Source organism: Amycolatopsis sp. NPDC049252 (assembly GCF_043197175.1).
In the GTDB taxonomy this organism is placed as follows: Bacteria; Actinomycetota; Actinomycetes; order Mycobacteriales; family Pseudonocardiaceae; genus Amycolatopsis.
Genome location: NZ_JBICSQ010000056.1, coordinates 26,901 through 42,035, shown reverse-complemented (window position 1 = coordinate 42,035; position 15,135 = coordinate 26,901). Strand labels below are relative to the sequence as shown.

Below are 15,135 nucleotides of genomic sequence, written 5' to 3'. Positions count from 1 at the left end.
AGATGGACAGGATGAGCGACTGGATCCGGCCGATCGAGCAGGGGTGGGTGGCCCGCGACGCGGTTCCCGGCCCGGACGTCGACGAGTTCGCCGAGCCCGACCGCGTGATCGCCGCGCTGGCCGCCCCCGGTGCCGCGGACGGCCTGCTGGCCGTGCAGCACCCGGCGCGCACCCCGGCGGCGCTGGCCCGCGGGCTCGACCTGGCCGCGGCGGTCCCGATCGCCCGTGCCGTGCTCGAACGGCTCCGCAAGCGCTTCTACCGGCCGGTGCGGCGGTTCGTCGCGCCGTATCGGATCGAGGGTCCGGACGGCGTGGCGCTGGGTCTGCTCTGCCTGGTCGATCCGGCGGCGGTGACCGACGACGGGTCCGCCCGGGTGCGCCACACCGAGGACGTCTACCCGGACGTCGTCGCCGAGCGGGCCGCCGTGCTGGCCGGGCTGGGCTGCGCGACCAGCGCGGCGCTGCTCGTCCCGGCCGTCGACGGCGACCTGCTGACCGAGCAGGTCGACCGCGCGTGCGCCGGCCTCGGCCTGCCCGATCTGTCCACTTCGGACGCCGCGGGCCGCCGGCACGAGCTGTGGGTGGTGCCCGAAGGGCCGCTGCAGCACCGGCTGCTGGCCGCGGTCGCGGCCGCCGACCTGCTGGTCGCCGACGGCAACCACCGGGTGGCCGCGGCCGTGGCGGCCGGCAACGGCGCGCTCCTCGCCCTGGTCACCGCGGGTCCGCAGCTGCGGATCGGCGCGATCAACCGGGTGCTGACCGGCACCGGCTTCGACGCCGAGGAGCTGGTGTCACGCTGGTGCGCGGCCGGCCTCGACGTCCGCTTCGACGACCACGCGGTCCCGGTGCGGGGCGAGGTGGTGGTGCGTGCGGGCGCGGCGGTGCTGCGGGTCCCGCTGCCGAAGCAGGACTGGCCGGGCCCGGTGATCGACCACGAGATCGTCGAGCGCGTCCTGTTCGCCGAGGCGCTCGGCGTCGACCCGGACGGCCCGCACGTCCGCCCGCTCCCGGACGGGCGCCCCGTGCCGGCCGACGCGGACGCGGTGGTCCTGCCGGCTCCGGTGGCGTACGCCGACGTCCTGGCGGTGCACGCGGCGGGCCGCCGGATGCCGCGGAAGGCCACGTACTTCACGCCGAAGCCTCGCAGCGGCTTGGTCCTGGCGGCGCTTTAGCGGGCGTCCCACCAGTTCAGGACGCGGGTGCCGGCGAGCGTCAGCCACTTCGACGGCTCGCCCTCCGGGACGTCGACCTCGAACCACACCCGGCCGGGCTGCCGCCGGCCCTGCAGCCACGTGCCGTCCGGCTGCCAGGCCGCGCGGATCAGCTCGATCGCCTCCGCCATCCGCGGGTCCGGGGGCGTGCCGTCGAGCTGACACGCCTGGCGGAAGTAGTCGGCCGCGTTGAGCACGTCGTAGTGCCAGCGGAACGGGTAGGCGAACCGGCTCACCCACGGCGCCACCGGCTCACCCGTCGACAACCGCCGGAAGAGCCCGCGCTCCAGCAGGTACTCCTCGCCGCCGCGGCGGGCCGACCGGGTTGCCGACGAGCCGCCGGTCGAGGTGTCCCACGCGAGCAGGCCCTTGAGGGCGTTGAGCGTCGAGTGGACCGAGGAGCGCTTCGAGCCTTCGACCCATTCGCAGTTCCAGCCGCCGTCCGGCTGCCGGTGCTCGACGAACCACTCGGCGATCCCGGCGACGTCGGCGCCGAGCCACCGGCCGTTCATCAGGGTCCACGCGTTGATGCAGCAGTCGACCTCGCCGCCCCAGTACGGCAGGTCGTCGTACTCCCAGCGGGCGTTCTCGGCGAGCAGTTCGGCCGTCCCCTGCAGAGCAGCGGCGTCGACGCCCCACTCGCGCAGGTCGTTGAGCACCCAGGTGGTCGCCGTCCACGGCTGGCCGTCGGTCTTCATGCTCGCGAAGTCGAAGCCCGCCGGGAAGAACGCGCCGCCGGCCCACCGGCCGTCCGGATCCTGTTTTTCCAGCAGCCGCGCGCCGAAACCCTCGGTCGCCACTCGGGCCCGGGTGGCCTCCCACACCGGCGGCGGCTCGCCCAGCAGGTCGCGTTCGACCTGCCAGCGCAGGGCCGGATCGGAGTCGCGCAGCCAGGCGAGCACGTCCATCAGGCCCCCGTGACGCCGTCGATGGCTTCCCGGAGGAAGTCCGCGTGGCCGTTGTGGCGGGCGTACTCGTGGATCAGGTGGAGCATCACCAGCCGCAGCGAGACGTCCTCGCCCCAGCGGGCCTGGTGCCCGGTGACGTCCAGGGACTCGGCGGCTTCTTCGATCTTGCGGGACTGCTCCACTTCGGCCTGCCACGCCTCGAACGCCTCCGCGCGCGTGGAGGTGCTCGCGTCGTAGGCGGCCTGGAAGTCGCCCTCGGCCGACCACCGCAGCGGAACGTCCTCGGCGTTGATCACCCGCCGGAACCAGGTGCGCTCGACCTCGGCCATGTGCCGGACCAGGCCGAGCAGGGACAGCGTGGACGGCGGGCTGGACGCGCGGCGCAGGTCCTCGTCGGACAGCCCGTCGCACTTCATGGCGAGGGTGGCGCGGTGGAAGTCGAGGAACGTGCGCAGCATTGCGCGCTCGCCCCCGACCAGGGGCGGCTCGGGGCGTTCGGTGGTCACCGACAGTGTGTATCACGCCCGGGAATGTCGTACCGGTGATTTAAGCTCACGCGGTGGACTTGCCCGTCATGCCGCCCGTGCGGCCGATGCTCGCGAAAGCCGTGCACGAGGTGCCTCGTGACCCGGGGCTGCTCTACGAGCCCAAGTGGGACGGCTTCCGCTGCGTCGTCTTCCGCGACGGCGACGAGATCGAGCTCGGCTCCCGCAACGACCGCCCGCTGACCCGCTACTTCCCGGAGCTGGTGGAGCTGCTGGCCGCCGCGCTGCCGCCGAGGTGCGTGGTCGACGGCGAGATCGTCCTGGTCACCCCGGCCGGCCTGGACTTCGAGGTGCTGCAGCTGCGGCTGCACCCGGCGGCCTCGCGCGTGCGCAAGCTGGCCGAGGAGACCCCGGCCAGCTTCATCGCGTTCGACCTGCTCGCCCTTGGCGACACCGACCTCACCGGGGAGCCGTTCCGCGAGCGGCGCAAGCAGCTGGAGAACGTCCTCGCCAGTAACGCCGAAGGCCTGCAGCGCGTCCACCTGACCCCGCTCAGCGACGACCCCGCGCAGGCCGAAGACTGGTTCACCCGGTTCGAGGGCGCGGGCTTCGACGGCGTCATGGCCAAGCCCGCCGACCTGCCGTACGAGCAGGACAAGCGCGTGATGCTCAAGGTCAAGCACGAGCGCACGGCCGACTGCGTCGTCACCGGGTTCCGCTGGCACAAGGACGGCGCCGGCGTCGGCTCGCTGCTGCTCGGCCTGTTCGACGACGAAGGCGTGCTGCACCACGTCGGCGTGGCCAGCAGCTTCACCAAGGCGCGGCGGGCCGAGCTGGTCGAGGAGCTGGCGCCGCTGCGCGAGAACGCCCTGGAGAACCACCCGTGGCGCAAGTGGGCCGAATACGAGCCCGAACCCGGCAGGCAACCGGGCGCGAACAGCCGCTGGGCGCCGCAGAAGGACCTCTCCTGGGAGGCGCTGCGCCCCGAGTGGGTGGCCGAGGTCCGCTACGAGCACCTGCAGGGCGGCCGGTTCCGCCACGGCGGGCGGCTGGTCCGGTTCCGGCCCGACCGCACCCCGGAGTCGTGCACGTACGCCCAGCTCGACGAGGCGCCGCCCGCCGAGCTCGCGAAGCTGTTCGGGGAGGCGAGATGAGCGAGGCGATGGTGCTCGACGTCGGCGGCGTCGAGGTCAAGATCAGCAGCCCGGACAAGGTCTACTTCCCGGAGCGGGGCCAGACGAAGCGGGACCTCGTCGAGTACTACCGGGCGGTCTCCGGACCGCTGCTGGCCCGGCTCGGCGGCCGTCCGCTGCTGCTGGAGCGCTACCCGGACGGCGCGGGCGGCAAGAACTGGTTCCAGAAGCGCGTCCCGAAGGGGGTGCCGCCGTGGCTGAGCACCGCGGTGGTGTCGACGCCGAACGGCACGACGAGTGACGCGCTGGTCGCGAAGGACCTGGCCCACATCCTGTGGGCGGTGAACCTCGGCTGCCTCGGCTTCCACGTGTGGCCGTACCGCGCCCACACCCCGGAGGTCGCCGACGAGCTGCGCGTCGACCTCGACCCGTCCCCGGGCATCGGCTTCGACGACCTGCGCGAGGCCGCGGTGCTGACCCGCGAATTCCTGGGTGAACACGGCATCGAAGGCCACCTCAAGACGTCCGGGTCGCGGGGCCTGCACCTGTACGTGCTGCTGGAGCCGCGCTGGGACAGCTTCCAGGTGCGGGCCGCGGCGGTCGCCCTGGCGCGGGCGCTGGAGCGCCGTCACCCGGCGAAGATCACGGCGCAGTGGTGGAAGGAGGAGCGTGGCTCGCGCGTGTTCGTCGACTTCAACCAGAACGCGCCGCACAAGACCGTGTTCGGCACGTGGTGCGTGCGCCCGCGCGTCGGCGGCCAGGTGTCGACGCCGATCTCGTGGGACGAGCTGGACGGCGTCGAGCCCGACACGTTCACCCTGAGCACGGTGCCGGCCCGCCTGGCCGAGCGGGGCGACCCGTGGGCGGGAGCGGGGGAGCGGCCGCAGTCGATCGAGCCGCTGCTGGCGATGTCGGAGGCCGACCTGGCCGCCGGGCTGATGGACGCCCCGTGGCCGCCGGTCTACCCGAAGATGCCGAACGAACCGCCCCGCGTCGCACCGAGCCGGGCGAAGAAGGCCTGAGGTGGCCACCGTCGCCGAGTGCGCGGCCGACGACGGTTTCCTGCGCGCACTGGTCACCGCGATGACGGCCGAGCTGGTGGTGGTCTACAACCTGCCGGTCGACGCGCAACCGCCACCCCTGCACCCGCAGACCCGCTACCTCCTGGCCCGCGACGGCGACCGGGCGATCGGCTGCTGCGCGGTGGAACCGGTCGAGCCGGGCCTGTACGAGCTGAAGCGCATGTTCGTCGCCCCGGACGCCCGCGGGACGGGAGTGTCGAGCGCCTTGGTGACCTCGTCCGAACGCCTGGCCCGCGCGGCCGGCGAGGCCCGCATCCGCCTGGAGACGGGAACGCGCCAACCGGCGGCGATGCGGTTGTACGAGCGCGCGGGCTTTCGGCGGGTGCCGAACTTCCCGCCCCACGAGGCCGACCCGGAGTCGGTTTGTTACGAGAAGGCGCTGGCGTAGCGATCCACGCGGCTCGGCGCGGGAGCGGATGGCAGGCCCGAGCAGCGGACGGTCCTCACGATCGAGCCCTTGCCGCGGACCGGGTCTCCGGCTCGTGTGCGCTGAGGAGAGCGGGAGAATGTGCACGAGCCAGGTGACTCCGCGGGCCAGGTGCCCCCGGTCATCGACCCCCTCGCCGCGGCTAGATCTCCAGTTCGAGGGACAGCTGGCCTCGGTCCACGTCCGCCGGGGCCACTCGCAGGCCCGCCGGGGGAGCGGGCAGCGTGGCGACACACGCCGGACACGGTGCTACCTCGGATGTCGTCAAGTCGACCGGCTTCCAGCTGCGGGACTCGCGCTCGCCGCAGGCCGAACGCCGGTAGCGGAGGTCGCCTGAGCGGGTCATCAGGTGCGCCTGCGGCACCTCTTCGGGCAGCACGCCGACCAGGTACCAGCGTGGTGCGCTCACCTCGGTGGTCGTCATGCCGTCAGTTTCCGTCGCGGCCGGCGGGAATCCGCGGTTTTGCCGATCTTCGGCGTGGCGGCCAGCGGAACTCAGGCTTCGTCGGGGAGATAGCGGAGGATGTGCAGCAGGCCGCGCTCGTCGACCACGTCCGGGTCCGGCGCGACGCAGCCCCGCAGGTCGGCCAGCACCGCTTCGGTGTCCAGGCCGGCGCCGATCAGCACCAGTTCCGTCCGAGGCGGAGCTTCCGAGCGCTCGACCTGCACGAACCCGCCGACGGTGTGCAGCCGGAAGCGCGTCTCGGCGCCGAAGTCGGCCTGGCCCTTCATGCGGTAGAGCCCGGCCGGGCGGCGTTCCAGGAAGCCGACGAACGCGCGCGGCGCCAGCGGGGTGTCGGCGGTGAAGGTGACCGTCTCGTAGCGCGCGTGCAGGTGCTGCGCGTGGTCGTGGTCGTCCTCGCGCAGGTCGTCGAAGGACAGCTGGCCCACCCGCTCGCCGCGCGGCTCGGGGTCGAAGAACAGCCGCGGGTCGACGCGGCCGTGGGCGGTGACCAGCAGCGGACGGCCCGGTGCCAGTTCCTCCACCGTCGCGGTGACCTTGGCCAGCGCCTCGGCGGAAACCCGGTCGGCCTTGTTCAGCACCACCAGGTCGGCCAGGCGCAGGTGGTCGGCCAGTTCGGGGTGGCGTTCGCGCGCGGCCTCGAACTCGGCGGCGTCCACCACCTCGGCCAGGCCGCCGTAGCGGATGTCCGGGTTCTCGCTGGCGATCATCAGCCGGATCAGGTCACGCGGCTCGGCGATGCCGCTGGCCTCGACGACGATGACGTCGATGCCCGCCTCGGCCGACGACAGCCTGCCCAGCATCGCGTCCAGCCCGCTCGCGTCGACGGCGCAGCACAGGCAGCCGTTGCCGAGCGAGACCATCGTGTCGACCTGCCCGGCCACGGCCAGCGCGTCGACGTTCACGCTGCCGAAGTCGTTGACGACGACGCCGACCCGGGCGCCCTCGCGGTTGGCGAGCAGGTGGTTGAGCAGCGTCGTCTTGCCCGCGCCGAGGAACCCGGCGACGAGGACCACGGGGATCCGGCTCACAAAACTCCCTCCTCTGCCGATCACCCGACTCTAAACGACTCGCCCGCACGCGCGCGTACACGGGGGACCGGTGCCGGAAAAGGCCGTTCGGCGAATACCCACGAAAAGCCGAAGATCCGCACCCGGTAAAGAATCACGCGGGGTTCGCGCGCAAATGTGATCGATTGACGGGAAATGCGTTGCGACATGTCCGGATAACGCTTGGTAACGGCTATTTTCCGGCGTTTTCCCAGGTTGCGGCGATATTTCGGGAGCCGAGAGACGTACTGGGCATTCGGTGTCGGCGTCCTGCGAAACGTGAGGTATTCTCCCCCGCCTGGTCGGAAGCGCCCGTGCTGCAGGTGTTTCCGGTCGACACTGGTGTCGGCGACCATCGGAGGAACGGTGAACCTTCCCGTCGGGATGCAGATCACGATTTCGGAGAGTGGGGTAGTGCGGTGACTGCTACGTCCGAGCGGGTGACAACCGCGCCGGCACTTTACCACCAACGGGTGTCGGGAGAACAGAGCGTCAATTCCGCGGAGGCCGAGGAATTCCTCAACCTGATGTTCGAAGAAGGGGCGGCCGAGCAGGGCACGTGGCTCGAGACGCGCCTTGCCGAGGTGCGCACCGAAATCGCCGAAACCGGGACCTACCGGCACACGCCGGCCGAGCTGGCGTACGGCGCCCGGGTCGCCTGGCGCAACTCGGCCCGCTGCATCGGCCGGCTCTACTGGAACAGCCTCCGCGTCCGCGACCGGCGCCGGGTCACCGATCCCGCCGGCATCGCCGGCGAGTGCGTCGCCCACCTGCGCCAGGCCACCCGCGCCGGCCGGATCCGCCCGACGGTCACCGTCTTCGCCCCGGAAACGCCGGTCGTCGCGGGCCCTCGTATCCACAACGAGCAGCTGATCCGCTACGCCGGGTACCGGCTGGAGGACGGCTCGGTGCTCGGGGACCCGCGCAACGCCGAGTTCACCGACCGGGTGCGGCGGCTCGGCTGGCGCCCACCGGAGCGCCGAGGCTCCTTCGACGTCCTCCCGCTGCTGGTCGAGGCGGACCCCGGCGATCCACACCTGTTCACGCTGCCCCCGGACGCCGTGCTGGAGGTGCCGCTGAGCCACCCCGACCACCGCTGGTTCGCCGGGCTGGGCCTGCGCTGGCACGCCGTGCCGGCCATCAGCAACATGCCGCTGGAGATCGGCGGTGTCACCTACCCGGCCGCGCCGTTCAACGGCTGGTACCTCGGCACCGAGATCGGCGCCCGGAACCTGGCCGACGAGGACCGCTACGACCTGCTGCCGGTCATCGCGGAGCTGATGGGCCTGGACACCGGCTCCGAGCGCACCCTGTGGCGCGACCGGGCGCTCGTCGAGCTGACGCTGGCGGTGCAGCACTCCTTCGACACGGCCGGGGTGACGATGGCCGACCACCACACGGAGTCACGGCGGTTCCTGACGCACCTGGAGAAGGAGGAGCGCGCCGGGCGCCGCTGCCCGGCCGACTGGAGCTGGATCGTGCCGCCCGTTTCGGGTGGTCAGACCGCTGTGTTCCACCGGTACTACGACGAGCCGGATCCCGCGGCCCGTCCGGCGTTCCTGCCGCCGGACTGACCTGGGAGCGCCCGTTCGGCGGATCGTGCCGGGCCCGCGGCGCCGATTCGGGCGGAAGGGCCGACAATGGAGTCATGACCGCAGTCCTCGTCGCCCACTCCGGACGCCACGGCGGCACCCGGCAGATCGCCGAGGTGATCGCCGAGGAGCTCCGCGGCATCGGCCTGACCGTGGACCTGCGCGACGCCGCCGACGTCGCCACCGTGGACGGTTACGCCGCGGTGGTCGTCGGCAGCGCGCTGTACTACCACCGGTGGCGGCCGGACGCGGTCCGGCTCCTGGAGCACCACGCGCGGGACCTGGCCGAGCGTCCGGTGTGGTTGTTCCACAGCGGACCGTGCGGCCCCGGCGCGGCCACGCAGCAGGTCAGCCTGCCGGCGAACGTGGCGCTGCTCGCGGCGCGCATCGACGCGGAGCGCACCGCCACCTTCGGCGGCCGGCTGGACCCGGCGACGGTGCGTGGGCTGATCCCGCGGCTGATGGCCTCGGGGCACCGCGCCGGCGACTTCCGCGACTGGGACCGGATCAAGGCCTGGGCGCGCGACGTCGGCCGCCGGGTGCGCATCGGCGTGCCGCACTGACCCTTGCCCGCACGGGGTCGTCGGTGCTAGACCAAGCCTGCAGTCTTCCGGTGAAGAACCGACGGGACGGGGCGAACGTGACGGATCGGCAGGCGGAACCGGCTCAAGCCAAGAAAGCGCTTACATCAGACCAGCGCAACTCGTTCCTCGCGGCGCTGCTCGGCTGGAGCATGGACTCCTTCGACTACTTCCTCGTGGTCTTCGTCCTGGCGGACATCGCCAAGGACAAGTCGTTCGGCGCGACCGCGACGCAGCTGGCGTTCATCACGACGGCGACGCTGGTGATGCGCCCGGTCGGCGCGCTCCTGTTCGGCCTGTGGGCCGACCGCGTCGGGCGCCGGGTGCCGTTGATCGTGGACGTACTGGTGTACTCGGTGGCCGGCCTGCTGTGCGCGTTCGCCCCGAACTTCACGGTGCTGCTGATCCTGCGCTTCGTCTACGGCGTCGGCATGGGCGGCGAATGGGGCCTGGGCGCGGCGCTGGCGATGGAGAAGATCCCGGTGGCGCGCCGCGGGTTCTTCTCGGGCCTGCTGCAGGTGGGGTACTCGATCGGGTACCTGCTGGCCGCGCTCGCGTACCTGCTGGTCCACTCGGCACTGAACCTCGAGTGGCGCTGGATCTTCGTGCTCAGCATCTTCCCGGCGCTGATCAGCCTGCTGATCCGGGCGCGGGTGCGTGAGTCGGAGGTCTGGGAGGCGACCCGCGAGAAGCTGCGCGTGACGCGGACGTCGGTCAAGGACGTGCTGCTCAACCCGAAGGTGATCCGCCGCTTCGGGTACCTGATCCTGCTGATGACGGCGTTCAACTGGATGAGCCACGGCACCCAGGACGTCTACCCGAGCTTCCTCAAGGCGCACGACAACGGCGGCGCCGGCCTGTCCGCGACGACGAGCACGTGGATAGCGGTGCTGTACAACGTCGGCGCGATCATCGGCGGCCTGACGTTCGGCACGCTGTCCGAGCGGCTGGGCCGCCGCCGCACGATCGTCGCGGCGGCGGTGCTCGGCCTGCCGGTGATCCCGATCTTCGCGTTCGACCACGGGGCGGGCATGCTGGCGCTGGGGTCGTTCCTGATGCAGGTGATGGTCCAGGGCGCGTGGGGCGTGATCCCCGCGCACCTCACGGAGATGTCCCCGGACGCGATCCGCGGGTTCTACCCGGGCGTCACCTACCAGCTGGGCAACCTCCTGGCGGCGCTCAACCTCCCGATCCAGCAGGCGATCGCGGAGTCCCACGGGTACTCGTCGGCTCTCCTGTGGACGGTGGTGCCCGGCCTGATCGCGGTCGCGGTGCTGACGGCGATCGGCAAGGAGGCCAAGGGCATCAGGTTCGGGGACTCGGCGGTGGCGACGGCTCCGGCGTCCGCGAAATGACCGTTGCGGCGATGTTCCGGGCGCACGCCTCGGGTCCGGTGCGGGTGGTGTCCACTTCGAGGTCGTAGTGGACATCCCGGTGGACGAGGTCCGCTTGGCGGGCGGCCATTCCGGGGATCCGGTCGCCCCGGCCGGCCTCGCGTTCCGCGGCGACGGCCGGGTCGCAGCGGACGGCGACCCAGAGCACGGCCAGGTCGCCGAGCGCGCGCTGCCACCGCCGCTGGGACCCGGCGCCGCCGAGGAAGACCTCGTCGACGACGACCCGGGCGCCCGCACGGGCCATCGCGGCGATGCCCTCGATCCACGCCGCTTCTAGGGTGCGGAAGTCTTCGCCCACCGTGACTTCACCGTCGGCGGCGAAGCCGATGTCCGTGCCGGACCCGGGCATCGCGTCCACGAGCGTGTCGGTGCCGAAGGTGAGCCACGGGTCGGGCAGGACCGCCTGCAGGCACCGGGCGAGGGTGGACTTGCCGGAGCTGGACCCTCCGTTGAGGACGATCACCCGGGTCGGCGTCACGGCGTGACGAGCCCGGCCTCGTAGGCGAAGATGGTCAGCTGCACGCGGTTGCTGACGTCGAGCTTCGCGAACGTCCGGGTGATGTGCGTCTTCACCGTGGCCTCGCTGAGGAACAGCTCCCCGGCGATGTCGGCGTTGGGCTTCCCCTGGGCGACCGCCGTCACGATCTGCCGTTCACGGTCGCTGAGCAGCTCCAGGCCCGCCCGGGCCCGCGCCCGCCGGGGGCTGACGCGGGCCGCCACGAACTGGCCGATCAGCTGCTTCGTGGTGCGCGGCGACAGCATCGCCTCGCCACGCGCCACCACCCGGACGCCTTCGATGATCTCCTGCGGCGAGCCTTCCTTGAGCAGGAACCCGCTCGCCCCGGCCGCGAGCGCCTCGAAGACGTACTCGTCGAGGTCGAACGTCGTCAGGATCAGCACCTTCGGCGGCCGCGGCTGGGCGAGCACCGCGGCGGTCGCGGCGAGGCCGTTCATCCGGCGCATCCGGATGTCCATGAGCACGACGTCCGGGTCGTGCCGGGCGACCTGCTGGACGGCCTCGTCGCCGTCGCCCGCCTCGGCGACCACCTCGAGGTCGGGGGTGCTGGCGAGGATCATCGACAAGCCGGTGCGGACCAGCGGGTCGTCGTCGACGAGCAGTACGCGCACGCTCACCCGCCCATGCTAGGGCGTCGGCGCCACCCAGGGCAGCCAGGCCCGCAACGCGAAGAACCCGTCCGCGCCGGGGCCGGCGGTGAGGGTGCCGCCGAGCAGGGAGATCCGCTCGTTGACGCCGGTGAGCCCGGTGCCGGAGCCGGGGGAGGGCACCGGCTGCGGCGGCAGCGCGTTGACGACCTCGATCCCCAGCCCGGCGCCCGGCCCGCCGCGCACGGTGACCTCCGTGGGCGCGCCCGGCGCGTGCCGCAGGACGTTGGTCAGGGCCTCCTGCAGGATCCGGTAGGCGGCCGTGGCGAGCGGTGCCGGAGCCGTCGTGGCCTGGTCGAGCAGGATGGTGACGTTCGCCGCGAGGCCCGCCCGGCGGGCGCCCGCGATCAGCTCCGGGACGTCGGTCAACGTCGGCTGCGGCGGCTCGGCGGGGCCACCGGGACCCGCGGGACCGCGGTCGGTGAAGCCGTTGTCGCGCAGCACGCCGATCACCTGGCGCAGGTCGTCGAGGGACTGCCGGGCCGTGGTCCGGACCGTCTTGGCCGCCTCCGCCGCGTCCGGCGTGGTGGCCGCGTTGACCTCGAGGGCACCCGCCTGCAGCGACAGCAGGGAAAGCCGGTGGCCGAGGACGTCGTGCATCTCGCGCGCGATCCGCGTCTGCTCCTCGCGGCGGGCGACCTGGTCGCGCAGCGCGCGCTCTTCGACGTCGCGGCGGCGGGTTTCGAGGATGCTGTACCGCACGGCCCCGACGGTGAACGGCACGGCCGTGAACACCAGCGCCGTGATGATCACCCCGGTCAGCTTCGACCCCGTGGTCTCGGTGGACAGCCACGCCTCCGCGAGCGACAGGTCGGTCACGCGCCCGGCGTCGCGCCAGACGGCGAACCCGGTCGCGACGAAGACCAGCGCGGTCCCGGTCCAGCGCCGCCAGCCGGCGTGGTGTGCGGTGAGGGCGGCAAGGGCGATCAGCGCCGCCAGGGAGTCGCCGCGCATGAGCAGCGGCGCGAGGAGCGCGGCACCGGTGACGACGACCGGCCAGCGGTGGCGCGACACCAGCAGCACCGCGGCGGCCAGCGCGACGGGCCAGCTCAGCGCCATCAGCGCGGTCGGCTGGATGTCCTCGCTGCCCGCCACGCTCGCGTCCGAGACGAAGTTCGCGGTGCTGACCAGTACGCACGCGATGACCGCGAACACGGTGCACACCACGCGCAGCCCGGACCGTTCCATGCGGAAAGCCTACGAGGCGCCCGCGCGGTGCCCATCAGCCGTTCCGCCGATTCATCCCGGCTGTGGTGACGACTTTAGTCGTACGGCGTCGAGGCTCGCGGACGACGCGGGGCCGGGCGTCGCGCTGCTTTCCTTCTCGCCGTCAAGCAGTGGCGAAAGGAACCCCGATGACCGACAACCCCACTCTCCAGCAGCAGCCCCGGCAGGCGCCGCCGCGCAACGGCCTCGGCACGGCCGGCTTCGTCCTCGGCCTGCTCGGGCTGGTGGTCTCGCCGATCCCGCTCGTCGGGGTGGTGGCCTGGCCGCTGGTGGTGCTCGGGCTGATCCTCTCGGCGACCGGGCTGGCGCGGGTCCGCGCCGGGAAGGCGACCAACAAGGGACTCACCGTCGCCGGCATCGTCGTGTCGGTGCTCGGCCTGGTCGTGAGCGTCCTGTGGGCGGTGGTGATCGGCAAGGCCGTGTCCGACGTCCAGGACCAGGCCACCCGGCACCACACGATCACCTACCAGGTGAGCGGGGACGCGAAGACCGCGAACATCGACTACAGCACCTTCGAAGCGCACACGATCCTGATCAACACCGAGCAGGCCGCCCCGGTGCCGTGGACCAAGACCGTCGAGGCCACCGGGTTCCTCGAGGGCGCGCAGTTCGCCGCCACCGCCGGGCCCGAGGGCGGCTCGGTGACCTGCAAGGTGGTCGTGGACGGCAAGGACGCGAAGACGGCGACCGCGGCGGGACCGGGCGCCGTCGCGAGCTGCACCGGCTTCTGAACCGCCCGTACCGCCCGGCCGAGGGGGCCGGGCGGTACGGGGACGGCGGTGGGGGCCCCCCCCCCGGGCCGGGGCCCCCCCCCCACGCGCCCCCCCCCCCCCCCCGCGGGGGGGGGGGGGGGGCGGGGGGGGGGGGGGGGGGGGGGGGGCGCCGCGGGGGGGGGCCCCCCCCACCGCCGATGGGTCAGCCGCAGTGCTCGAACCCGCTGGTGTAGGACACGCCGCCGGCCGTCCCGCCCCACTTGACGCACTTGTCCGCCGCGGCCGCCTTGACCGGGCCGGCGAAGTAGGAGAACGAACCCGAGTCGGTCTGCCGCGCCGAGCCCTGGACCTCCAGGAACGCCGAGGTCGCCGTGGCCGTCCCGGCGGACGCGCTCTTCATCGTGCTGACGCAGTTCTGCCCGTTGGAAGCGTTGTAGGACAGGTAAGCCGTGCCCGCCGTGCCGAGCGGCTGCGAGTCGATGACGCCGTAACCGCCACCGCAGGCCGGGGCGCCCAGCGCGTCGTCGGTCACCGTGGCGAAGCGGATGGTGTCGTTCGCGTGCTGCTCCGGGCCGGCCTCGAACAGCACGCCGACCGACGACTGCGAAAGCTGGACCATGTCCGAGTACGCCGCGTCCTGGCCCCACACGAGCAGGCTCGAGTCGGTGCCCGTCCAGTTGCCGCCCTCGTCGAACGAGGAGTGCACCCGCAGCTGCTTGCGACGGTCGCAAGTGGACGGTGCGGCGAACACGATCCGGTCGTACTCGCCGCCGGTGTCGGTGGCGCTCATCCGGGCCGTCGAGCCCTCGACGGTCGGGGCGACGAGGTCGGTGGCGAAGGTGAACTTCGTGCTGAACGTCGCGCCGCCGTCCGAGCTGATCGCGTACGCCCGGTTGTGCGTTCCGTCCAGCAGGCACTTGTCGCCGTCGTTGGCCTGGTTGCGCGCGGCGGCGTAGACCCGGCCGTCGGCCAGCTCGGTGACGCTGATCTCCTGCGGGTTCATCGTGCTCGCGCTCGGCTTGTCGGTGGCGCCGAGGTGCCAGGTGGAACCGTTGTCGTCGCTGTAGACCAGCGCGCCGACGGTCGAGTAGCTCATGCCGGCGACGAGGCGGCCCCGGTGCGCGCCGCGGGTCAGCACGATCCCGTGCGACGGCCCGGTGGCCAGCCAGCTCGGCGCCGCGGAGAAGCCGAGCTCGGTGGTCAGCACGCGCGGCGCGCCCCACGTCTTCCCGTTGTCCTCACTGAGGGACACGCGCGGGATCCGGCCGCAGGCGGGGTTGGTGTAGCACTGCATCGTCGACAGCAGCACCACCCGGTTGCTGCCCGGGATCACGATCGGGGCCGGGTTGCCCTTCGTGTCGCCGTTGGCGTTGATGACGGTCTGCAGCGCGCTCCACGTCTTGCCGCCGTCGGTGGAGCGCTTCATCACGAGGTCGATCGCACCGAGGTCGTTGCAGACACTGGCACCGTCGTTGCGGCCTTCGGCGAACGCGAGCAGCGCGCCGTCGTTCGCCTTCACGATGGTGGGGATGCGGTAACAGTCGTGGCCCTCGGTGTTCTTGGTGAACACCAGGGTGCTGGCCACGTCGGCCTGCGCGGTGCCGATGGCCGCCGGGACGGCGACAACGGCCGCGCACCCCAGCAGCCCGGCCAGCAGCCCTCTGGCGATACGGGTGAACTTCACGGTGGGGACTCCCTACGAGTTC

Annotated in this window: 17 protein-coding genes; 8 read left to right on the top strand and 9 right to left on the bottom strand. The window is 72.5% G+C overall.

Annotated elements, in window-relative coordinates; genetic code table 11:
• Nucleotides 1–11 precede the first annotated feature (11 nt).
• Complete coding sequence (locus ACGFMK_RS35865) at nucleotides 12–1,172, top strand: DUF1015 family protein (protein WP_392773014.1); 1,161 nt, start codon at nucleotides 12–14, stop codon at nucleotides 1,170–1,172.
• On the opposite strand, the gene ACGFMK_RS35860 is transcribed toward ACGFMK_RS35865, so the two are convergent.
• Together ACGFMK_RS35860 and ACGFMK_RS35855 are read right to left on the bottom strand one after the other, a co-directional pair.
• On the bottom strand, nucleotides 1,169–2,119 hold the full coding sequence (locus ACGFMK_RS35860; RefSeq protein WP_392773011.1) for a squalene cyclase: 951 nt from the start codon (nucleotides 2,117–2,119) through the stop codon (nucleotides 1,169–1,171). The two genes, ACGFMK_RS35865 and ACGFMK_RS35860, sit on opposite strands and share 4 nt — an antisense overlap.
• On the bottom strand, nucleotides 2,119–2,625 hold the full coding sequence (locus tag ACGFMK_RS35855) for a DinB family protein (protein ID WP_392773008.1): 507 nt from the start codon (nucleotides 2,623–2,625) through the stop codon (nucleotides 2,119–2,121). The genes ACGFMK_RS35860 and ACGFMK_RS35855 overlap by 1 nt, the downstream gene beginning before the upstream one ends.
• 53 nt (nucleotides 2,626–2,678) lie before the next feature.
• Between ACGFMK_RS35855 and ACGFMK_RS35850 the strand changes: the two genes are divergently transcribed.
• The 3 genes from ACGFMK_RS35850 to ACGFMK_RS35840 are packed head-to-tail and all read left to right on the top strand — an operon-like array spanning nucleotide 2,679 to nucleotide 5,207.
• On the top strand, nucleotides 2,679–3,758 hold the full coding sequence (locus tag ACGFMK_RS35850) for an ATP-dependent DNA ligase (protein WP_392773005.1): 1,080 nt from the start codon (nucleotides 2,679–2,681) through the stop codon (nucleotides 3,756–3,758).
• Nucleotides 3,755–4,759, top strand: coding sequence for a non-homologous end-joining DNA ligase (gene ligD, locus ACGFMK_RS35845; protein ID WP_392773002.1), 1,005 nt, complete (start codon nucleotides 3,755–3,757; stop codon nucleotides 4,757–4,759). Before ACGFMK_RS35850 ends, ligD begins: the two co-directional genes overlap by 4 nt.
• A 1-nt stretch (nucleotide 4,760) precedes the next feature.
• Nucleotides 4,761–5,207, top strand: coding sequence for a GNAT family N-acetyltransferase (locus ACGFMK_RS35840; protein WP_392772999.1), 447 nt, complete (start codon nucleotides 4,761–4,763; stop codon nucleotides 5,205–5,207).
• Nucleotides 5,208–5,388: 181 nt separating this feature from the next.
• Here the strand turns inward: ACGFMK_RS35840 and ACGFMK_RS35835 are convergent, their stop codons facing one another.
• From ACGFMK_RS35835 to ACGFMK_RS35825, 3 genes are all read right to left on the bottom strand, one after another.
• Complete coding sequence (locus tag ACGFMK_RS35835) at nucleotides 5,389–5,670, bottom strand: hypothetical protein (protein ID WP_392772996.1); 282 nt, start codon at nucleotides 5,668–5,670, stop codon at nucleotides 5,389–5,391.
• 71 nt (nucleotides 5,671–5,741) lie between these two features.
• Nucleotides 5,742–6,740: a CobW family GTP-binding protein gene (locus ACGFMK_RS35830; protein ID WP_392772993.1), complete on the bottom strand. Its 999-nt coding sequence runs from the start codon at nucleotides 6,738–6,740 to the stop codon at nucleotides 5,742–5,744.
• 20 nt (nucleotides 6,741–6,760) lie between these two features.
• Complete coding sequence (locus ACGFMK_RS35825; RefSeq protein WP_392772991.1) at nucleotides 6,761–7,114, bottom strand: hypothetical protein; 354 nt, start codon at nucleotides 7,112–7,114, stop codon at nucleotides 6,761–6,763.
• Between the two features lie 117 nt (nucleotides 7,115–7,231).
• Between ACGFMK_RS35825 and ACGFMK_RS35820 the strand changes: the two genes are divergently transcribed.
• From ACGFMK_RS35820 to ACGFMK_RS35810, 3 genes are all read left to right on the top strand, one after another.
• The gene (locus ACGFMK_RS35820) at nucleotides 7,232–8,332 is read left to right on the top strand and encodes a nitric oxide synthase oxygenase (RefSeq protein ID WP_392772988.1); all 1,101 of its coding nucleotides are present in this window, start codon (nucleotides 7,232–7,234) and stop codon (nucleotides 8,330–8,332) included.
• Between the two features lie 74 nt (nucleotides 8,333–8,406).
• On the top strand, nucleotides 8,407–8,913 hold the full coding sequence (locus tag ACGFMK_RS35815; protein ID WP_392772986.1) for a flavodoxin domain-containing protein: 507 nt from the start codon (nucleotides 8,407–8,409) through the stop codon (nucleotides 8,911–8,913).
• A gap of 50 nt (nucleotides 8,914–8,963) precedes the next feature.
• Nucleotides 8,964–10,286: an MFS transporter gene (locus ACGFMK_RS35810; RefSeq protein WP_392772984.1), complete on the top strand. Its 1,323-nt coding sequence runs from the start codon at nucleotides 8,964–8,966 to the stop codon at nucleotides 10,284–10,286.
• Here the strand turns inward: ACGFMK_RS35810 and cpt are convergent.
• From cpt to ACGFMK_RS35795, 3 genes are read right to left on the bottom strand one after another with little or no spacing between them, the layout of a single operon-like run.
• Nucleotides 10,237–10,803, bottom strand: a complete 567-nt coding sequence (gene cpt / locus ACGFMK_RS35805; protein ID WP_392772981.1) for a chloramphenicol phosphotransferase CPT — start codon at nucleotides 10,801–10,803, stop codon at nucleotides 10,237–10,239. The genes ACGFMK_RS35810 and cpt overlap by 50 nt on opposite strands.
• Nucleotides 10,800–11,459, bottom strand: coding sequence for a response regulator (locus ACGFMK_RS35800; RefSeq protein WP_392772979.1), 660 nt, complete (start codon nucleotides 11,457–11,459; stop codon nucleotides 10,800–10,802). The genes cpt and ACGFMK_RS35800 overlap by 4 nt, the downstream gene beginning before the upstream one ends.
• A 9-nt stretch (nucleotides 11,460–11,468) precedes the next feature.
• A complete protein-coding gene (locus tag ACGFMK_RS35795) occupies nucleotides 11,469–12,677 on the bottom strand; it encodes a sensor histidine kinase (protein WP_392772977.1) in 1,209 nt (402 codons plus the stop codon).
• 167 nt (nucleotides 12,678–12,844) lie between these two features.
• Between ACGFMK_RS35795 and ACGFMK_RS35790 the strand changes: the two genes are divergently transcribed.
• On the top strand, nucleotides 12,845–13,447 hold the full coding sequence (locus ACGFMK_RS35790; protein WP_392772974.1) for an MmpS family transport accessory protein: 603 nt from the start codon (nucleotides 12,845–12,847) through the stop codon (nucleotides 13,445–13,447).
• Between the two features lie 184 nt (nucleotides 13,448–13,631).
• Here ACGFMK_RS35790 and ACGFMK_RS35785 read toward each other — a convergent pair whose 3' ends face one another.
• Complete coding sequence (locus ACGFMK_RS35785) at nucleotides 13,632–15,113, bottom strand: exo-alpha-sialidase (RefSeq protein WP_392772971.1); 1,482 nt, start codon at nucleotides 15,111–15,113, stop codon at nucleotides 13,632–13,634.
• Between the last annotated feature and the right edge of the window lie 22 nt (nucleotides 15,114–15,135).